This is a genomic window from Rosenbergiella sp. YN46 (assembly GCF_036620675.1).
Taxonomy (GTDB): domain Bacteria; phylum Pseudomonadota; class Gammaproteobacteria; order Enterobacterales; family Enterobacteriaceae; genus Jejubacter.
In genome coordinates this window covers 114,360-132,156 of record NZ_JAZHEE010000004.1, presented here as the reverse complement: position 1 = coordinate 132,156, position 17,797 = coordinate 114,360, and the positions used below count along the sequence as shown (strand labels likewise).

The 17,797-nt window shown below is 56.7% G+C and carries 17 protein-coding genes and 1 pseudogene; 9 read left to right on the top strand and 9 right to left on the bottom strand.

The genetic code is table 11. The annotated features are described in order from the left end of the window. Position 1 precedes the first annotated feature (1 nt). The gene (locus V3W49_RS05440; RefSeq protein WP_500144182.1) at positions 2–397 is read left to right on the top strand and encodes a phage holin family protein; all 396 of its coding nucleotides are present in this window, start codon (positions 2–4) and stop codon (positions 395–397) included. Next, entirely contained in the window at positions 394–681 is a 288-nt protein-coding gene (locus V3W49_RS05435) for a YqjK-like family protein (RefSeq protein ID WP_500144181.1), read from the top strand. Before V3W49_RS05440 ends, V3W49_RS05435 begins: the two co-directional genes overlap by 4 nt. Positions 682–742: 61 nt before the next feature. On the opposite strand, the gene lptG is transcribed toward V3W49_RS05435, so the two are convergent. Together lptG and lptF are read right to left on the bottom strand one after the other, a co-directional pair. Beyond that, positions 743–1,828, bottom strand: coding sequence for an LPS export ABC transporter permease LptG (gene lptG / locus V3W49_RS05430; RefSeq protein WP_500144357.1), 1,086 nt, complete (start codon positions 1,826–1,828; stop codon positions 743–745). Then, positions 1,828–2,928 (bottom strand): LPS export ABC transporter permease LptF, encoded by a 1,101-nt coding sequence (gene lptF / locus V3W49_RS05425; RefSeq protein ID WP_500144179.1) that lies wholly within the window; start codon positions 2,926–2,928, stop codon positions 1,828–1,830. Before lptF ends, lptG begins: the two co-directional genes overlap by 1 nt. 276 nt (positions 2,929–3,204) lie before the next feature. Here lptF and pepA point away from each other — a divergent pair, with 276 nt between their 5' ends. The 3 genes from pepA to V3W49_RS05410 all read left to right on the top strand — a co-directional run bounded on the left by pepA (position 3,205) and on the right by V3W49_RS05410 (position 8,129). Further along, positions 3,205–4,716, top strand: coding sequence for a leucyl aminopeptidase (pepA, locus tag V3W49_RS05420; RefSeq protein WP_500144177.1), 1,512 nt, complete (start codon positions 3,205–3,207; stop codon positions 4,714–4,716). A gap of 93 nt (positions 4,717–4,809) precedes the next feature. Further along, complete coding sequence (locus V3W49_RS05415) at positions 4,810–5,268, top strand: DNA polymerase III subunit chi (protein ID WP_500144176.1); 459 nt, start codon at positions 4,810–4,812, stop codon at positions 5,266–5,268. A gap of 5 nt (positions 5,269–5,273) precedes the next feature. Then, positions 5,274–8,129: a valine--tRNA ligase gene (locus V3W49_RS05410; protein WP_500144175.1), complete on the top strand. Its 2,856-nt coding sequence runs from the start codon at positions 5,274–5,276 to the stop codon at positions 8,127–8,129. A 242-nt stretch (positions 8,130–8,371) separates the two neighbouring features. Here the strand turns inward: V3W49_RS05410 and V3W49_RS05405 are convergent, their stop codons facing one another. The 5 genes from V3W49_RS05405 to rraB all read right to left on the bottom strand — a co-directional run bounded on the left by V3W49_RS05405 (position 8,372) and on the right by rraB (position 10,902). Further along, positions 8,372–8,800, bottom strand: a complete 429-nt coding sequence (locus tag V3W49_RS05405) for a lysozyme inhibitor LprI family protein (protein ID WP_500144173.1) — start codon at positions 8,798–8,800, stop codon at positions 8,372–8,374. Continuing rightward, positions 8,791–9,000 (bottom strand): hypothetical protein, encoded by a 210-nt coding sequence (locus V3W49_RS05400; protein ID WP_500144171.1) that lies wholly within the window; start codon positions 8,998–9,000, stop codon positions 8,791–8,793. The genes V3W49_RS05405 and V3W49_RS05400 overlap by 10 nt, the downstream gene beginning before the upstream one ends. Positions 9,001–9,038: 38 nt before the next feature. Continuing rightward, positions 9,039–9,512 (bottom strand): hypothetical protein, encoded by a 474-nt coding sequence (locus tag V3W49_RS05395; protein WP_500144169.1) that lies wholly within the window; start codon positions 9,510–9,512, stop codon positions 9,039–9,041. Positions 9,513–9,669: 157 nt separating this feature from the next. Next, positions 9,670–10,428 (bottom strand): tRNA isopentenyl-2-thiomethyl-A-37 hydroxylase MiaE, encoded by a 759-nt coding sequence (miaE, locus tag V3W49_RS05390; protein ID WP_500144168.1) that lies wholly within the window; start codon positions 10,426–10,428, stop codon positions 9,670–9,672. Positions 10,429–10,482: 54 nt separating this feature from the next. Further along, positions 10,483–10,902, bottom strand: coding sequence for a ribonuclease E inhibitor RraB (gene rraB / locus V3W49_RS05385; protein WP_500144166.1), 420 nt, complete (start codon positions 10,900–10,902; stop codon positions 10,483–10,485). Positions 10,903–11,068: 166 nt separating this feature from the next. Between rraB and argF the strand changes: the two genes are divergently transcribed. Continuing rightward, complete coding sequence (gene argF, locus V3W49_RS05380) at positions 11,069–12,073, top strand: ornithine carbamoyltransferase (protein WP_500144165.1); 1,005 nt, start codon at positions 11,069–11,071, stop codon at positions 12,071–12,073. A 42-nt stretch (positions 12,074–12,115) separates the two neighbouring features. Here argF and V3W49_RS05375 read toward each other — a convergent pair whose 3' ends face one another. Next, entirely contained in the window at positions 12,116–12,568 is a 453-nt protein-coding gene (locus V3W49_RS05375; RefSeq protein WP_500144164.1) for a NanQ anomerase/TabA/YiaL family protein, read from the bottom strand. Between the two features lie 368 nt (positions 12,569–12,936). Between V3W49_RS05375 and pyrB the strand changes: the two genes are divergently transcribed. The 3 genes from pyrB (at position 12,937) to ridA (ending at position 14,811) form a co-directional block, all read left to right on the top strand. After that, entirely contained in the window at positions 12,937–13,869 is a 933-nt protein-coding gene (gene pyrB / locus V3W49_RS05370; RefSeq protein ID WP_500144162.1) for an aspartate carbamoyltransferase, read from the top strand. 14 nt (positions 13,870–13,883) lie between these two features. Then, a complete protein-coding gene (pyrI, locus tag V3W49_RS05365; RefSeq protein ID WP_500144160.1) occupies positions 13,884–14,345 on the top strand; it encodes an aspartate carbamoyltransferase regulatory subunit in 462 nt (153 codons plus the stop codon). Between the two features lie 79 nt (positions 14,346–14,424). Continuing rightward, a complete protein-coding gene (gene ridA / locus V3W49_RS05360; protein WP_500144159.1) occupies positions 14,425–14,811 on the top strand; it encodes a 2-iminobutanoate/2-iminopropanoate deaminase in 387 nt (128 codons plus the stop codon). 48 nt (positions 14,812–14,859) lie between these two features. Here ridA and mgtA read toward each other — a convergent pair. After that, positions 14,860–17,481, bottom strand: a pseudogene (gene mgtA, locus V3W49_RS05355) (magnesium-translocating P-type ATPase); the annotation flags it as partial. Positions 17,482–17,797 lie beyond the last annotated feature (316 nt).

The window sequence follows — 17,797 nt, the reverse complement described above, 5'->3', positions numbered from 1 at the left end:
TATGGCCAATAACCGTCAACATCAGGGGCCAGGTAGTAGCCTGGTCGGAATCGGACAGCGGGTTCTGACTGTGTTGATCCGGATGGTGGAGACGCGTCTGCGCCTGGCGGTCGTTGAACTGGAAGAGGAGAAGGCCCGCCTGTTCCAGCTTCTGCTGCTGCTGGGCCTGACGATGCTGTTCGCCGCCTTCGGTCTGATGAGCCTGTTGGTACTCATCATCTGGGCCGTGGATCCGCAATATCGACTGATCGTGATGATCGCCACCACCGCAACGCTGTTGCTTCTGGCGTTAATCGGCGCTATCTGGACTCTGCGCAAAGCGCGGGCAACCTCGCTGCTACGCTATACCCGCCGTGAACTCAAGACCGACAGAGAATTGCTGGAGGAAAAAGAATGAGTCGCGAGCGAGAACAGCGTAAGGCGCTACTGCTTAGCCAGATTCAGCAGCAGCGTCTGGATCTGAGCGCCTGCCAGCGTGACTGGCTGCAGGCGACCGCATCCTTCGATCGCGGCTGGCTGACGCTACTTAATCTGCGCACCTGGGCCGTAGCTGGCGGCGGTCTGATGGCTATCTGGGGGCTACGTCGTCCCCGTATGCTGATGCGCTGGGGAAAACGCGGACTGGGTCTGTGGAGCTCCTGGCGGCTGATTCGCAATACCCTGAAGCGCGTACAGCGCTAACCCACGAATCGTCCTGAACGAGAAGAGAAACGTGCTCCGCCTTGCAGACGGAGCGCGCATTTTAGCTGCGTTTCACCAGCATCCAGAGGCTGATAAGCAGGAAGGTTCCACTGGGTATCAGCGCCCCAAGCAGCGGCGGAATATGATAGACCAGGCTGAGCGGGCCGAAGATCTTATCCAGCACGTAGAACAAGAAGCCGAAGCTTATCCCCGTCACTACGCGCACGCCCATGGGTACGCTACGCAACGGCCCGAAGATGAACGACAACGCCATCAGCATCATGACCGCCACCGAAACAGGCTGGAACACTTTACTCCACATGTTCAACTGATAGCGTCCGGAATCCTGACCGCTCGATTTCAGATACTTCACGTAGTTATGCAGACCGCTAATCGAAAGCGCATCGGGATCCAGCGCCACAACGCCCAGCTTATCCGGCGTCAGGTTGGTTTTCCAGATACCGCTTACGGTCTGGGTACCGGTAATCTGCTTTGCGTCTTTGAGAATCGACTCATCCACCTGCGACAGCTTCCACACCTTCTCTTTCGCATCAAAGGTAGCCGAGGCGGCGTGGCGCACCGACTGAAGACGGCGCTGCTTGTTAAAGCTGTAGATGCTGATGCCCGTCAATTCGTTATTGCCGCGCACCCGCTGGATGTAAACGAAGTTATCGCCGTCTTTGGCCCACATTCCTTCATCCTTGGTGGAGAGCAGCGAACCGCCGTAGACCATCTGCGCCCGGTAGTTACGCGCCATCTGTTCGCCCTGGGGCGCCACCCATTCACCGATAGCCATGGTCAGTAGCACCAGCGGAATCGCGGTTTTCATGACCGAAGCCGCAACCTGCATCCGGGTAAAGCCAGACGCCTGCATCACGACCAGTTCACTGCGCTGGGCCAGCATCCCCAGGCCCAGAAGAGCCCCAAGCAGCGCCGCCATCGGAAAGAAGATCTGAATATCCTTAGGTACGCTGAGCAGGGTGTACATCCCCGCGCCAGCGGCGGTATAGGCCCCTTTACCGGCGCGTTTAAGCTCATCCACGAACTTAATAATGCCCGACAGCGACACCAGCATGAACAACGTCATCATGATGGTGTTAAAGATGGTCTTACCGATATAACGATCGAGTACGCCAAAACCGAGCATCATACGGCTCCTTTCGCAGTGATTCGGGCCCGGAACTTACGCATCGCCACCGTATCCCACATGTTCAGAACCAGCGCCACTCCCAGATATAACAGGTTCACCCCCCACATCCAGATAACCGGATCCAGCTTGCCCTTACCGCCGTTGGACTTAAGCGAAGTCTGCAACAGGAAGAAGATCAGATACAGCAGCATCGCTGGCAGCATCGATAATACCCGGCCCTGGCGGGGGTTAACCACGCTCAGCGGCACCACCATCAACGCCATCACCACCACAGAGAATACCAGCGTGATACGCCAGTGCAGCTCGGCGCGCGCTTTATCGGTATGGGTGTTCCACAGCGTGCGCATATCCATCTGCTCGGTATCATCCGGGTCAAGGGTAACGGTCTGGTGACCGATAATGGCCTGATAATCCTGGAAGTCGGTTATCCGGAAGTCGCGCAGCATGGCGGTTCCCTCAAAACGGGTACCTTTGTTCAGGGTCACTACCTGGGATCCGTCCTTACGTAATGCGATATGGCCAGAATCCGCCACCACAACGGAAGGACGCGCGTTGCCCTTCGGCCGTAGCTGAGCCAGGAACACATCGTTAAAATGACTGCCGTCCACGTTTTCGATAAACAGTACCGCATTACCATCAGACGACGAGCGGAACTGTCCCTGCGCCAGCGACGCCATGCCAGGGTTGGATTTCACTTCCCCCAACACTTCATCCTGATAGCGCGCCGACCACGGACTGGCCCACATGACATTGACGGCCGCCAGAATACCTGTAAACAGCGCCAGCAGCATCGCGGCTTTGATAAGCACCATCCGGCTCAGGCCACAGGCATGCATCACGGTAATTTCACTTTCGGTATACAGCTTACCGAGAGTCATCAACAGCCCAAGAAACAGGCTAAGCGGCAGAATCAGCTGCGCCATTTCAGGCACGCCGAGGCCGAGTAACGAAAGGACAAGATTGGTCGGGATCTCTCCGTCAACCGCGGCTCCCAGAATCCTGACGAGCTTCTGGCAGAAGAAGATCAGTAACAGGATGAACAGAATCGCCAGTTGGCTTTTGAGCGTCTCCCGGACAAGATATCTTATGATTATCACATTAAATACGCCTGTGAAAACGAGTCTTTTTGCAGGAAAATCGCTTGTTTCAACGCTTAAACGTCATTTATTCTCCCGGAACAGCGAAATCGTCGCTAAGATTACTATACTTAGCGTTTTCGCGCGCGGGCAAAAAATGTGCCGTCGTGCCGAAATCGCATATCGCATTCGTTAAGATTAACACGAAGTCACCACAACAGCGGAATGAGTTATAAAAGAGGCGTAATTCTATACCGCATAACCCGCTGTTGTCTTTAAGATTCAGGAGCGTAGTGCATGGAGTTCAGTGTAAAGAGCGGTAGTCCAGAAAAACAGCGGAGCGCCTGCATCGTTGTGGGCGTATTCGAGCCGCGCCGCCTGTCCCCGATTGCCGAGCAACTCGATAAAATCAGCGACGGCTACATCAGCGCTTTGCTGCGCCGCGGCGAGCTGGAAGGGAAAGCGGGGCAAACCTTGCTGCTGCATCACGTTCCCAACGTTCTGTCGGAACGTATTCTGCTGATTGGCTGCGGCAAAGAGCGCGAGCTTGACGAGCGTCAGTACAAGCAGGTGATCCAGAAAACCATTAATACTCTGAATGATACCGGCTCTATGGAAGCGGTCTGCTTCCTGACCGAGCTGCACGTGAAGGGGCGTAATACTTACTGGAAAGTCCGTCAGGCGGTGGAAACCGCGAAAGAGACGCTCTACAGCTTCGATCAGTTAAAAACCAACAAAAGCGAGCCGCGTCGTCCGCTGCGTAAAATGGTCTTTAACGTTCCAACCCGCCGCGAGCTGACCAGCGGCGAACGCGCCATCCAGCACGGCCTGGCGATCTCGGCCGGTATCCGAGCCGCCAAAGATCTCGGCAATATGCCACCCAATATCTGTAACGCCGCCTATCTGGCTTCCCAGGCGCGCCAGCTGGCAGACGCTTTTGCCAGCAGCGTCAATACCCGGGTAATTGGCGAACAGCAGATGAAAGAGCTGGGTATGAACGCCTATCTGGCGGTAGGAAACGGTTCCCAAAATGAGTCGCTGATGTCAGTCATCGAATATCGCGGCAGCAGCGATCCTGAAGCGCGCCCTATCGTTCTGGTGGGCAAAGGGCTGACCTTTGATTCCGGCGGCATCTCCATTAAGCCTTCCGCCGATATGGACGAAATGAAATATGACATGTGCGGCGCTGCGGCGGTCTACGGCGTGATGCGGATGGTGGCGGAGCTTCAGTTGCCTGTCAACGTGACCGGCGTGCTGGCGGGATGCGAAAATATGCCTGGCGGCCGCGCCTATCGCCCCGGCGATGTGCTGACCACCATGTCGGGCCAGACCGTAGAGGTACTAAACACCGACGCCGAAGGTCGCCTGGTACTGTGCGATGTGCTGACCTACGTAGAGCGCTTCGAGCCGGAGGTGGTCATCGATGTCGCAACGCTGACCGGCGCCTGCGTGATTGCGCTCGGCCACCATCTGACCGGACTGATGGCGAACCATAATCCGCTGGCACACGAACTAATCGGTGCCTCTGAGCAGGCTGGCGATCGCGCATGGCGCCTGCCGCTGGGCGATGAATTCCAGGAACAGCTGGAGTCCAACTTCGCCGATATGGCTAATATCGGTGGTCGCCCTGGCGGGGCCATCACCGCAGGTTGCTTCCTGGCGCGCTTTGCCCGCAAGTATAACTGGGCGCACCTGGATATCGCTGGTACCGCCTGGCGCTCCGGTAAGGCCAAAGGCGCCACGGGTCGCCCGGTGGCCATGCTCTCTCAGTTCCTGCTTAATCGCGCAGGTCTGAACGGCGACGAGTAACGATAACGCTATCGGCGGCGCTCACAGCGCCGCCAGTCTGTGATAAAATATCTCCCTTCCCCGTCTCCCGACGCAGTCAAAGAACCAAACGCCATGAAAAACGCAACGTTCTACCTTATGGATAACGACGCCGCAGCGGACGGCCTGAACGCTCAGGAGCTGCTGGTGTGTGAACTGGCGGCGGTTCGTTGGCGGGCGGGCAAGCGAATTCTTATCGCCTGTGAAGACGAACAGCAGGCAGTCCGGTTGGATGAGGCGCTATGGCAGCGCTCCCCCCACAGCTTTGTGCCCCATAACCTGGCGGGCGAAGGCCCCCGGGCCGGCGCGCCGGTAGAACTGGCCTGGCCGGCGCGGCGCGGCAGCCACTCACGGGACCTGCTCATCAGCCTGCTGCCACAATTTGCAGATTTTGCCACCGCTTTCCATGAAGTGATAGACTTCGTACCCTACGACGAATCCCTGAAACAGCTGGCGCGCGAACGCTATAAAGCCTATCGCGTGGCCGGTTTTCACCTGACCACGGCCACCTGGGCGGCCCCCGGAACGACATAGCAGAAATGGAAAAGACATATAACCCGCAAGATATCGAACAGCCGCTCTACGAGCACTGGGAACAGCAGGGCTACTTTAAGCCGAACGGCGATAAGAGCCAGGAAAGCTTCTGCATCATGATCCCACCGCCGAACGTCACCGGCAGTTTGCATATGGGTCACGCCTTCCAGCAAACCATCATGGATACCATGATCCGCTACCAGCGTATGCAGGGGAAAAATACCCTCTGGCAGGCAGGCTCTGACCACGCCGGCATCGCCACCCAGATGGTGGTGGAACGTAAAATCGCCGCAGAAGAGGGCAAAACACGCCATGATTATGGCCGCGATGCCTTTATCGAAAAGATCTGGCAGTGGAAGGCCGAATCCGGCGGCACTATCACCCGCCAGATGCGACGCCTGGGTAACTCCGTGGACTGGGAACGCGAGCGTTTCACCATGGACGAAGGGCTGTCTAATGCGGTTAAAGAGGTGTTCGTCCGCCTGTGGCAGGAAGATCTGATCTATCGCGGCAAGCGCCTGGTGAACTGGGATCCGAAGCTGCGCACTGCTATCTCCGACCTGGAAGTGGAAAACCGCGAATCTAAAGGCTCGATGTGGCACATCCGTTATCCGCTGGCCGATGGCGTTAAGACCGCTGAAGGCAAAGATTATCTGGTGGTCGCCACCACGCGTCCGGAAACCCTGCTGGGCGATACCGGCGTGGCGGTGAACCCGGAAGATCCGCGCTACAAAGATTTGATTGGCAAATATGTGATGCTGCCGCTGGTGAACCGCCGCATCCCCATCGTCGGCGACGAGCATGCCGATATGGAGAAAGGCACCGGCTGCGTGAAGATCACCCCGGCCCACGACTTCAACGACTACGAAGTCGGTAAGCGCCACCAACTGCCAATGATCAACATCCTGACGCTGGACGGCGATATCCGCGCCAGTGCTCAGGTGTTTGATACCAACGGCATCGAGTCCGAGGTTTATTCTGCCGATATTCCGGCCGAATTCCAGAACCTGGAGCGCTTCGCCGCTCGTAAAGCCGTGGTTGCTGCCATTGACGGCCTTGGTCTGCTGGAAGAGGTAAAACCCCACGACCTGACGGTGCCATACGGCGACCGCGGTGGCGTGGTGATAGAACCCATGCTGACCGATCAGTGGTACGTGCGCGTAGCGCCGCTGGCCAAACCGGCTATCGAGGCGGTGGAAAACGGCGATATCCAGTTTGTACCGAAGCAGTACGAAAACATGTACTTCTCCTGGATGCGCGATATTCAGGACTGGTGTATCTCGCGTCAGCTGTGGTGGGGCCACCGTATTCCGGCCTGGTACGACGCTGAAGGTAATGTTTTTGTCGGCCGTAGCGAAGAAGAGGTTCGTCAGCAAAACAATATTCCGGCGGATGTGGCGCTAAGCCAGGACGAAGACGTGCTGGACACCTGGTTCTCTTCCGCCCTGTGGACCTTCTCGACCCTGGGCTGGCCGGAACAGACCGACGCCCTGAAGACCTTCCACCCCACCAGCGTGATGGTTAGCGGCTTCGACATTATCTTCTTCTGGATTGCCCGCATGATCATGATGACCATGCACTTCATCAAAGATGAGGACGGTAAACCTCAGGTGCCGTTTAAGACCGTCTATATGACCGGGCTTATCCGCGACGAAGAAGGTCAGAAGATGTCCAAGTCCAAGGGTAACGTCATCGACCCGCTGGACATGGTGGACGGTATCTCGCTGGAAGCGCTACTGGCCAAGCGCACCGGCAACATGATGCAGCCGCAACTGGCAGAAAAAATCCGCAAGCGCACCGAGAAACAGTTCCCTAACGGTATCGAGGCCCACGGCACCGACGCCCTGCGCTTTACCCTGGCGGCGCTGGCCTCTACCGGCCGCGACATCAACTGGGATATGAAGCGTCTGGAAGGCTACCGTAACTTCTGTAACAAGCTGTGGAACGCCAGCCGCTTCGTACTGATGAACACCGAAGAGCAGGATTGCGGCTTTAACGGCGGCGAAATGGCGCTGTCGCTGGCGGATCGCTGGGTGCTGGCCGAATTTAACCGTACCGTCAAGGCCTACCGCGAAGCGCTGGATAACTATCGCTTCGATATCGCGGCCGGCATTCTGTACGAGTTCACCTGGAACCAGTTCTGCGACTGGTATCTGGAGCTAACCAAGCCGGTGATGAACGGCGGCAGCGAAGCCGAGCTGCGCGGCACCCGCCATACTCTGGTGACGGTGCTGGAAGCGCTGCTGCGTCTGGCGCATCCGATCATTCCGTTTATCACTGAAGCCATCTGGCAGCGTGTGAAGGTTCTCAAGGGCATCGACGCCGATACCATCATGCTGCAGTCGTTCCCGGAGTATGATCCGGCTCAGGAAGACGATACCGCCACGGTGGATACCGAATGGCTGAAGCAGGCCATCGTCGCCGTGCGTAATATCCGCGCCGAGATGAACATCGCGCCGGGTAAACCGCTGGCTCTGCTGCTGCGCGGCGCTCAAGCCGATGTTCAGCGTCGGGTGAACGATAACCTGAACTTCCTGAAAACGCTGGCACGCCTGGAAAGCATTACGCTGCTACCCGCCGACGATAAAGGCCCGGTCTCGGTCACCAAACTGGTGGACGGCGCCGAGCTGCTGATCCCGATGGCGGGCCTGATCGACAAAGAAGCCGAGCTGGCGCGTCTGGCGAAAGAAGTGGCGAAGGTCGAAGCGGAAATCGGTCGCATAGAAAGTAAACTGGCTAACGAAGGCTTTGTGGCTCGCGCGCCGGAAGCGGTCATCGCCAAAGAGCGTGACAAGCTGAAGGGCTACGCGGAAGCCAAAGCGAAGCTTATCGAGCAGCAGGCAACCATCGCCGCGCTGTAATCTTCCGGCTCTCCACCCTTCCCGGTGGAGAGCTTTTTCACCGGAATAATCCTCTCTTGCACAGCCCCTGCCTGCGGTATTACTAACGGCGTCATTCCATTATTTTTCATTGCTTCGGCTATGCGCGCCGCATCGCGGCCACCAACCACCTGGGCTGCAAGGGACGGATGCTGAAGGCGCTGTAATCCCCTCCCCCTCTGGCTTTCTCTCTTAAAGGCAAAACCCGGGGTGAAGGTCGGTCGCTACTTCCCGGGCACGCCAGAAGCCGCGCTTTGCAGCTGTGTCGCCCGCTGTTTGTTCAGCGCCGCCTCACAGGACAGCCGCAGTAGCTCGCTGCTGTTCCCCGCCGCGCCGCCGCTCAGCGCTTTGCCAAAAGCGCACTGGCTGGCGCGATAGCTCGCAAAACTCCGGTTAGCCTCTACCAGGGCCGCGCTGGCCTCTTCGCGATACTTATCATCCTCATCCCAGTTCGCAAGTACGTTCTGCATCTGGCTTTCCGCCTGTGCCAGCGCCTTTGCGCTTTCGGCCGCTTCGTTAGCCAGACATTCGCGCATATCGGCCTGGGAGCTATCGCTGCACGCTTCGCGCAGCGCACGGGCCTCATCCATTGCTGCCGCCAACCCGGGCGCTAACAGCGCCAGCGATAAAACCATCTTTGCTACTACTGACATACCGTCACCTTCTTTTTTTCGATCGCAGCCATCGCATAATCAAGCTTCCTTGCGTAGTTCGGATCGCCGCCGCCGTTGTAACGCAGAGCAACAGAGGCTGTTGAAGTACTACGCCAGCCGGTAATTAGCTGTTTAATACTCGCTTTCTGAAACTTCAGTTTCTGACCCGGGCGCAATAAACTGGTCGCCGTCGGATTCATTTTTTGCAGAACCTCCAGCGTACTGCCCTGCTGTTGAGCTATTTTTGCCAGGCTATCTCCAGGTTTAACGGTAATCTCATACGTTTTTCCATCACTGGCCAAAATACTCTTATGAGAAAAATAAGCAGATAACCAACGCCCGCCCTGATATTATTTTCGGGGTTAGTACGAACCGAATCTGCTGTTAAAATAGTTTTCCATACAGGGGGCAAAATGAGCGCACCGCCCTCTTTGCCAAAGAGGAAAGACTTCATCCCGGGATCGCCCTTGACCCCAATCTGCATCGGCCGGAAGCACCATTCGCTGTGGTTCGCTCCCATCTCAACCCACACCATTGCCTTAATGAGTTTCCAGTTTAGCGAGACATAACCAGCGCTTCGGGCAAGATGCCGGTTATACGCCATCACGGTGCGCTGAATTTCACAGTCCCAATAATCCCACTTCGAATTGTTAACTGCTTTATTTATACCGTCTTGCCACTTCTCAAATCCTGTTTTATTTTTCGCGACCATACGCACCTCCTACCTCAAAGTACCAGAGCGGTATTCAGCGAAGAAAAACGATTCTGAGCGTATAAAGAAAATCAGATGAGTGTCCGAGGATATAAACGCGAAACCGGAAGAAAAGCGCAAGATGCCATGCGCTCAAAAGAGCATGGCATCCCGGCCATCAAACAGGAACGCCGCTGTGAAAGCGAAATTCGTCATCAGGCTCCAGAATCAACTGCGCTTCGAGTTCACCAAAATAGCGTACCCTGGCGTCGATATCCCGGGGCGCAATCAGGCAGGCCAGCGCCAGATAGTCCTGATAATGGCGCGCTTCCGAACGCAGCAGCGACAGGTAGAACTTACCAAGAGCGTCGTCCAGATACGGCGCCAGGGCGGCAAAACGCTCGCAGGAGCGCGCCTCGATATAAGCCCCGCAGATAAGCTTATCGACCAGGGTCGCAGGCTCCCAGGTACGCAACCCTTTCAGCAGACCGCGAGCGTAGCGGCTGGCGCTGATCTTTACGTAGGGAATCTCGCGGGCGAGCATCACTTCGCGCACCTGCCAGAAGTGGTGCAGTTCCTCTTTGATTAACAGCACCATGCTGTCGATCAACTGCTGACCCCAGGGATCGTCGGTTTGAGGCATCGCGCTTTTACCAATACCCCGGTGCAGCGCCAGGAAGTCCGGCTCCGGCCCGTTGCGAAAGGTGAATGCCTCATAGGGCGCAAGCCAGGCGAGAAGCGCCTCTGAGCCGCGCTTATCCGCGACATACTTACGGATCAACAACATCGCAGTCTGGGCTGCTTTCAGTTCGCAAATCATATGATCGGTGAGCAGCAATGGCAGGTTAGCCGGATCTCGCGCCCGATCGATCCAGGCCTGCGGCGTCCGGCACGGTAAAAAATCGAGCACCGGAGCGATAAGTTGTGGGTCAACCATGGTGGTATCTGTCCTGATAACCGTGCGGCGGCGCCGGGCCGCCGCAACCTTTCCTTAATGACGGACGCCGTCATCGTCCTCATCGATATAGTCGCCGCCATCACCGTCCGGCTCGCCGTTCGGAGCCTCAAAGTAGGTGCCCCAGCCGTCATATTCCACGCCGAACTTTTCAGCCAGCGTCATCAGCTGTTCGACCTGGGCATCGATCAGATCCGCATTGAGTGCGCATTCACTCAGCGCATCGCAGCAGATAACGGTATCGCCCTCTTCCACTTCAAGCTCTTCAGGATCGGTCACTTCATACCCCAGCTTAAAGACCTCAACGGCCACTTTCTCCAGAGTTTCAAAGTCATCCGCCGAGAGGTGATGCTCAATGGTGTACAGCGCATCCGGATCGCTGCCATCCTCAAGGAGTTCTTCAATAATCAGCCGCGTCTCTTCGCGCTGCTCTTCCAGTAGTTCCGGGTTTGCCATGGATCTGTCCTCTGTGTGTCGGCAGTTACTGTTATTTTCACACAGCCCTGTGATTGCCTCCACGCTTACGGAAAAAAAAGATTTACCCGGGGGTTGAAAATGAATATTCATACTTATAAATTGAATATTAATTCACTTAATAGCGCAGCGCCATGCGAGGTAAACGATGACCTTTTACAAGAAAAATTTCCTTAGGTTACTTGATTTTACATCATCAGAAATCAGCGATCTCATCGCCCTTTCCGCACAGCTGAAACGTGCAAAAAAACAGGCGGCTGAAGTTCAGCACCTTAAGGGCAAAAATATCGCGCTCATCTTCGAAAAAGACTCGACTCGTACTCGATGCTCTTTCGAAGTTGCCGCATACGATCAGGGAGCCCGCGTCACATACCTGGGGCCGAGCGGCAGCCAGATAGGCAACAAGGAATCCATTAAGGATACCGCCCGGGTGCTGGGACGTATGTACGACGGCATTCAGTATCGCGGTTACGGACAGGAAATCGTTGAAACCCTGGCGCAATATGCAGGCGTGCCGGTGTGGAACGGCCTGACCGACGAATTTCATCCTACCCAGTTACTGGCAGACCTGTTAACCATGCAGGAACACCTGCCGGAGAAGGGCTTTAATCAGATGTCGATGGCCTATCTGGGCGACGCCCGTAACAACATGGGCAACTCGATGATGGAAGCGGCGGCGCTGACCGGTCTGGATCTACGTCTGGTGGCGCCCAAAGCCTGCTGGCCGGAGGAAAAACTGGTACAGGAGTGCCAGGCGCTGGCAAGCCAGACCGGGGGTAGCATCACTCTGACAGAAGATATCGGCGCCGGAGTCAACGGTGCGGACTTTATCTATACCGATGTCTGGGTTTCTATGGGCGAACCCAAAGAGAAGTGGGCAGAGAGGATTGCGCTGCTGAAACCGTATCAGGTTAACGGCGAAGTGCTAATGCTAACCGGCAATCCGCAGGTGAAGTTCCTGCACTGCCTGCCCGCCTTCCACGACGATCAAACCGTGATTGGCCGTCAGATGGCCCAGGAATTCTCGCTGCACGGTGGAATGGAAGTAACCGACGAAGTGTTTGAATCCGAACACAGCATCGTCTTCGATCAGGCGGAAAACCGCCTGCACACCATTAAGGCCGTGATGGTCGCGACACTGTCGCAGCAGTGACTTCTAACGCCCCTACCGCTGCTGCGGGAGGGGCGCAATGCGTTACTCCATCCGCATTTTCACCACCACCTTACGCAGAAGGGCCGGTTCGCCCACCGCGCACAGCGGCTTATGCACTTCGCCGGGCCAGAACACCACAAAATCCCCCTCTTCCAGCACCACCATTTTCTCCTGACGCCCTTCGGGCAGAAAGGCGATATCCTTATCTGCCAGCCAGTCGGTTTCCGGTTTGCCTGCGGGCTGACAGCTAAAGACCATGCCCTCGCGCCCCTGCAAAACAATCTGGATATCCAGATAGCGCTGATGAAATTCCGCCTGGCGTAATTCCCGCCTTTCACTCATATCTTCAGAGACCAGAAAGAACAGTTGGTCGCCGTCGATATCGTAACGACCAACGGGCATCTGGTCGGTAACGCGCCGTTTGACTTCATCAATCGCCTGACGCAACGGCGCCGGCAGCCACGGCATCGGAGTGTGAATATTCCCTACGATCATGGTTCTTCTTCCTTTTTTTTCAAAACAATGTTTCATTATTTTACGTTATACACCCGGCATAATGGCTATACCACCGGTACCCCCACAAAACATGCGCCAGCTCACCTCTACCGAAGCAATCGATTACTGGTGTAAAAAATGTGCGTATTTTCCTTGATGCGCCGAAAAACACGAGTATAATTCCGAGCGTTTTGCCGGGAGGAAATATGGTTCAGCTCACTGAACAGCGTGATTCACATCAGCGCCTGATTGCAGGCGTGGCGCCTGTTTTTTCTTCCAGCACTCTTTACCGATTATCAAAAAGCCCCTCAATGAGGGGCTTTTTTTTGCCCGATACGCGCCGGAGCGTCGAAAAACAGGAGAAAACGATGGCTAATCCGCTCTATCAGAAACATATTATTTCCATCAACGACCTCAGCCGCGAAGAGCTGGAGCTGGTGCTGGACACCGCCGCAAGCCTGAAAGCCAGCCCACAGCCGGAGCTGCTGAAGCATAAAGTCATCGCCAGCTGCTTCTTTGAAGCTTCCACCCGTACCCGCCTCTCCTTCGAAACCGCCATACAGCGCCTGGGCGCTTCAGTCGTCGGCTTTTCCGACAGCAGCAATACGTCGCTGGGAAAAAAAGGGGAAACTCTGGCCGACACCATTTCGGTTATCAGTACCTATGTGGATGCCATCGTGATGCGTCACCCACAGGAAGGCGCCGCGCGACTGGCGACCGAATTTTCCGGCTCGATTCCGGTGCTGAACGCCGGCGACGGCGCAAATCAGCATCCGACCCAGACGCTGCTGGATCTGTTTACCATTCGCGAAACCCAGGGCCGGCTGGAAAACCTGAATATCGCCATGGTGGGCGATCTGAAATACGGGCGCACCGTGCACTCTCTGACCCAGGCGCTGGCGAAATTCAGCGGCAACCGTTTCTACTTTATTGCGCCGGATGCCCTGGCGATGCCGCAATACATCCTCGATATGCTCGATGAAAAAGGGATCGTCTGGAGCCTGCACGACAGCATCGATGAAGTGATGGGTCAGGTGGACATTCTGTACATGACCCGGGTTCAGAAAGAGCGGCTGGATCCCTCGGAATACGCCAATGTGAAGGCACAGTTTATCCTGCGCGCCGCCGACCTGGAGGGGGCTCGTACCAACATGAAGGTACTGCACCCGCTGCCCAGGGTGGACGAAATCACCACCGATGTCGACCGCACTCCCCATGCCTGGTATTTCCAGCAGGCCGGGAACGGCATCTATGCGCGCCAGGCGCTGCTGGCGCTGGTACTGACTCAGGATCTGGCTTAAGTAAGGGGAACAAAATGACACAGGATAATAAACTACAGGTAGAGGCAATTAAGCGCGGTACGGTCATCGATCATATTCCAGCCCGGGTGGGCTTTCGCCTGCTGACGCTGTTCCGGCTGACCGAAACCGACCAGCGCATCACCATTGGCCTTAACCTCCCTTCCGGTGAGCTGGGCCGCAAAGATCTGATTAAAATTGAGAATACCTTTCTGACCGATGAGCAGGTAAACCAGCTCGCCATCTATGCCCCCCAGGCCACCGTTAACCGTATCGACAACTATGAGGTGGTGGGAAAGAGCCGCCCGGCCCTGCCGGATCGTATCGAAAACGTGCTGGTGTGTCCGAACAGCAACTGCATCAGCCGCAACGAGCCGGTCGCCACCAGCTTTACGGTGAAAAAGCGCCCACAGGATATTGCTCTGAAATGTAAATACTGTGAGAAAGAGTTCTCACATCAGGTGGTTCTGGCCGGGTAAGGTGATGGAAATAACGGCAAGGCTCCCTATAATGGGGGAGCCTTATGCTAATAACAAACGACTTTTTCAGGAGAGGACTATGTCTCGCGCACTCAGTACGGAAAATGCACCGGCCGCAATCGGCCCCTATGTCCAGGGCGTTGACCTGGGCAGCATGATCATTACCTCCGGCCAGATTCCGGTGGATCCGAAAACCGGCAGCGTATCGGAAGATGTAGCAGCACAAACCCGCCAGTCGCTGGAAAATGTCAAAGCGGTGGTCGAAGCCTCCGGTCTGAAAGCGAGCGATATTGTGAAAACTACGGTTTTCGTGAAGGATCTGAATGACTTCGGTATCGTTAACGCCGCTTACGAGGCCTTCTTTAACGAAAACGAAGCGCCTTTCCCGGCGCGTTCCTGCGTAGAAGTGGCGCGTCTGCCGAAAGATGTAAAAATTGAAATCGAAGCGATCGCAGTACGTCGCTAATCGATTCACTCCGCAACAAAAAAGCCGCATCCCGCGGCTTTTTTGTTATTACTGCCAGCCGTAGCGACGGCTATAGAATCCCTTTACCGCCTGCGTTAGCGCCATATAACCCGCCAGAATCGCTACCAGCCACGGGAAGTAGCTTAACGGCAGCGCCTGAAGATGCAGGCACCCGGCCCAGGGCGAAAACGGCAGCAGAATCCCCAACGCCATCACCACCAGGGTCATTGCCATCAGCGGCTTGCCAGCCCGGCTTTGCAGGAACGGCAGACGCCGGGTACGAATCATATGGACGATCAACGTCTGGGAGAGGAGTCCAACCACAAACCAGCCCGACTGAAACAGAGTCTGGGCTTCCGGTACATTAGCCTGGAACACCCACCACATCAGGCAGAAAGTCAGGATGTCGAAGATGGAACTGATCGGGCCGAAAAACAGCATAAAGCGCCCAATTTGCTTCGGATCCCAACGCTGGGGCCGCGCCACCTGTTCTTCATCCACGTTATCAAACGGAATCGCCACCTGCGAGATATCGTAAAGCAGGTTCTGAATTAGCAAATGCAGCGGCAGCATCGGCAGGAAGGGCAGAAAAGCGCTGGCCACCAGCACGCTAAAGACGTTGCCGAAGTTGGAGCTGGCCGTCATCCTGATATATTTGAGCATATTGGCAAAGGTACGGCGCCCTTCGCGAACCCCCTCTTCCAGTACCATCAGGCTCTTTTCCAGCAGAATAATGTCTGCCGCTTCACGGGCGACATCCACCGCGCTATCTACCGAAATGCCGATATCCGCAGCGCGCAGCGCAGGAGCGTCATTAATACCGTCCCCCATAAATCCCACTACGTGCCCCTGTTCACGCAGCAGGCGCACCACGCGCGATTTCTGCAACGGCGTTAGCCGGGCGAACAGCGCACACTCCCGCGCCCTGGCGGCCAGGGTGGAATCATCCATCTCCTCTATCTGACTACCGGTTAGCGCTTCGCCGGGCTCCAGCCCAACGTCCCGGCACACTTTCGCCGCCACCAGTTCGCTATCTCCGGTCAGGATCTTGATTGCCACGCCGCCAGCCTGTAACGCCTTCAGTGCAGGCGCAGTGGTCTCTTTCGGCGGGTCGAGGAAGGTCAAAAAACCTTCGAGCATCAGATCCGACTCATCCGAGCGGCCATACTCGCCGTCGCGCACCGGCGCCTGCTTACCGGCGACTGCCACCACCCGCAGCCCTTCGCGGTTAAGCCGTTCTGCGGCCTGGCGAATTCGGGCGCGCAACGCCGTATCCAGCGTAATGACCTCACTGCCCTGACGTACCCGGGTGCAAACGTTCAACACTTCTTCCAGCGCCCCTTTGCAGATAATCCAGTGGCTGTCCGGATCCTGGCTGACCACCACCGTCATCCGACGTCGGCTGAAGTCGAAGGGCACCTCATCCACCTTGCGCCAGCGAGCCGTAAGCGCCTCCCCCTGAGCGGGCGTCACTTTCTCTTTCACCGCCTCATCCAGCGGGTTGTTCAGCCCGGTCTGGTAGCGACTATTTAGCCACGCCATCTCCAGTATCCGCTGGCTGGTTTCGCCCGGGATATCGATATGGCCTTCAAGCCGGATACGATCCCGGGTCAGGGTGCCGGTCTTGTCAGTGCACAGAATATCCATGGCTCCGAAATTCTGAATGGCATCCAGCCGCTTGACGATCGCCTTCTGGCGCGACAGTTTGATAGCGCCCCGCGCCAGCGTGGAAGTGACGATCATCGGCAGCATCTCCGGCGTTAGCCCCACGGCCACAGAGAGCGCAAACAGCGCGGCATCCCACCAGTCGCCTTTGGTAAATCCGTTGATTAGCAGAACCACGGGGGCCATCATCAGCATGAAGCGGATAAGCAACAGGCTGACCCGGCTGATGCCCTGACGAAAAGCATTAGGCTCCGGGTTCTGATGCAGCGTCTGATCGGCCAGTTGTCCGAACCAGGTTCTTGCCCCAGTCGCCACCACCAGCGCCCGCGCGCTACCGCTGGCCACGCTGGTGCCCATAAAGCACAGGTTGCCGCTTTCCAGCGGATTATGGGTGGAATAACAGGGCCGGGCCGTTTTTTCTACCGGCAGCGATTCGCCGGTCAGGGTCGCCTGAGAGACAAATAGCGCCCGCCCGCTCAACAGACGCAGATCCGCAGGAATGATATCGCCGGCGGCCAGCTTGACGATATCGCCCGGCACCAGTTCTTCAACCGGGAGCGTGACATAGCCGCTCTCCCCCTGTTCGTTCAGAGTGCGTAGCACCGTCACATTGCTGCTGACCATGGCTTTCAGGGCCTGCGCCGCCCGGGAAGAACGCAGCTCCTGGATACCGTTTAACAGCGCAGAAATAAGTACCATCAGGGTAATAATCGCCGTGGCAGAGCGATCGTCCGTAGCCCAGGAGATAACCGCCAGTGCCGTCAGCAGCAGATTAAACGGATTGAAGTAGCTACGAACCAGATAGCGCCACCAGGGCGTCTGTCCCCCGGAAGCCACCTGATTCAGGCCATAACGCGCCCTGGCCTTAGCCACCTCTCTGGGGGTCAGCCCTTCGGGGTGGCTGGCGAAGTGGCGCATCAACGCCTCTTCATCCATGCGGGCATAACGCAGACAGGTGCGTGCCAGTTCGGCATCGTTCCCGGCGTTGGCGTGCATTTTCCGGCCCCACTGGCCGCGCGCCGCAGCAAGCGGGGAAAAGATAAAATTAAACAGCATCAGCGTCCCTCCGGCGCACTTTGCAGAGCGCCGTTATCCCTGCGGATACGGGTGAGCCGTCCCGTCAGGGCAATCAATCGTAATCAGGCAGGGACAAACGCGAGTCACCGCCTTCCGCTTCCGGAAGGCAGCAATCAAAAGAAGAGAACTGGCTTACCGGAAGAAATCACACAACTGCGGATGAGGATCTGGATCCATAACGCCTCCGGTAACAGCAAAGAGAACAACAGGCGACGGTGAAATCACGCCGCCGATAATCGGGCAC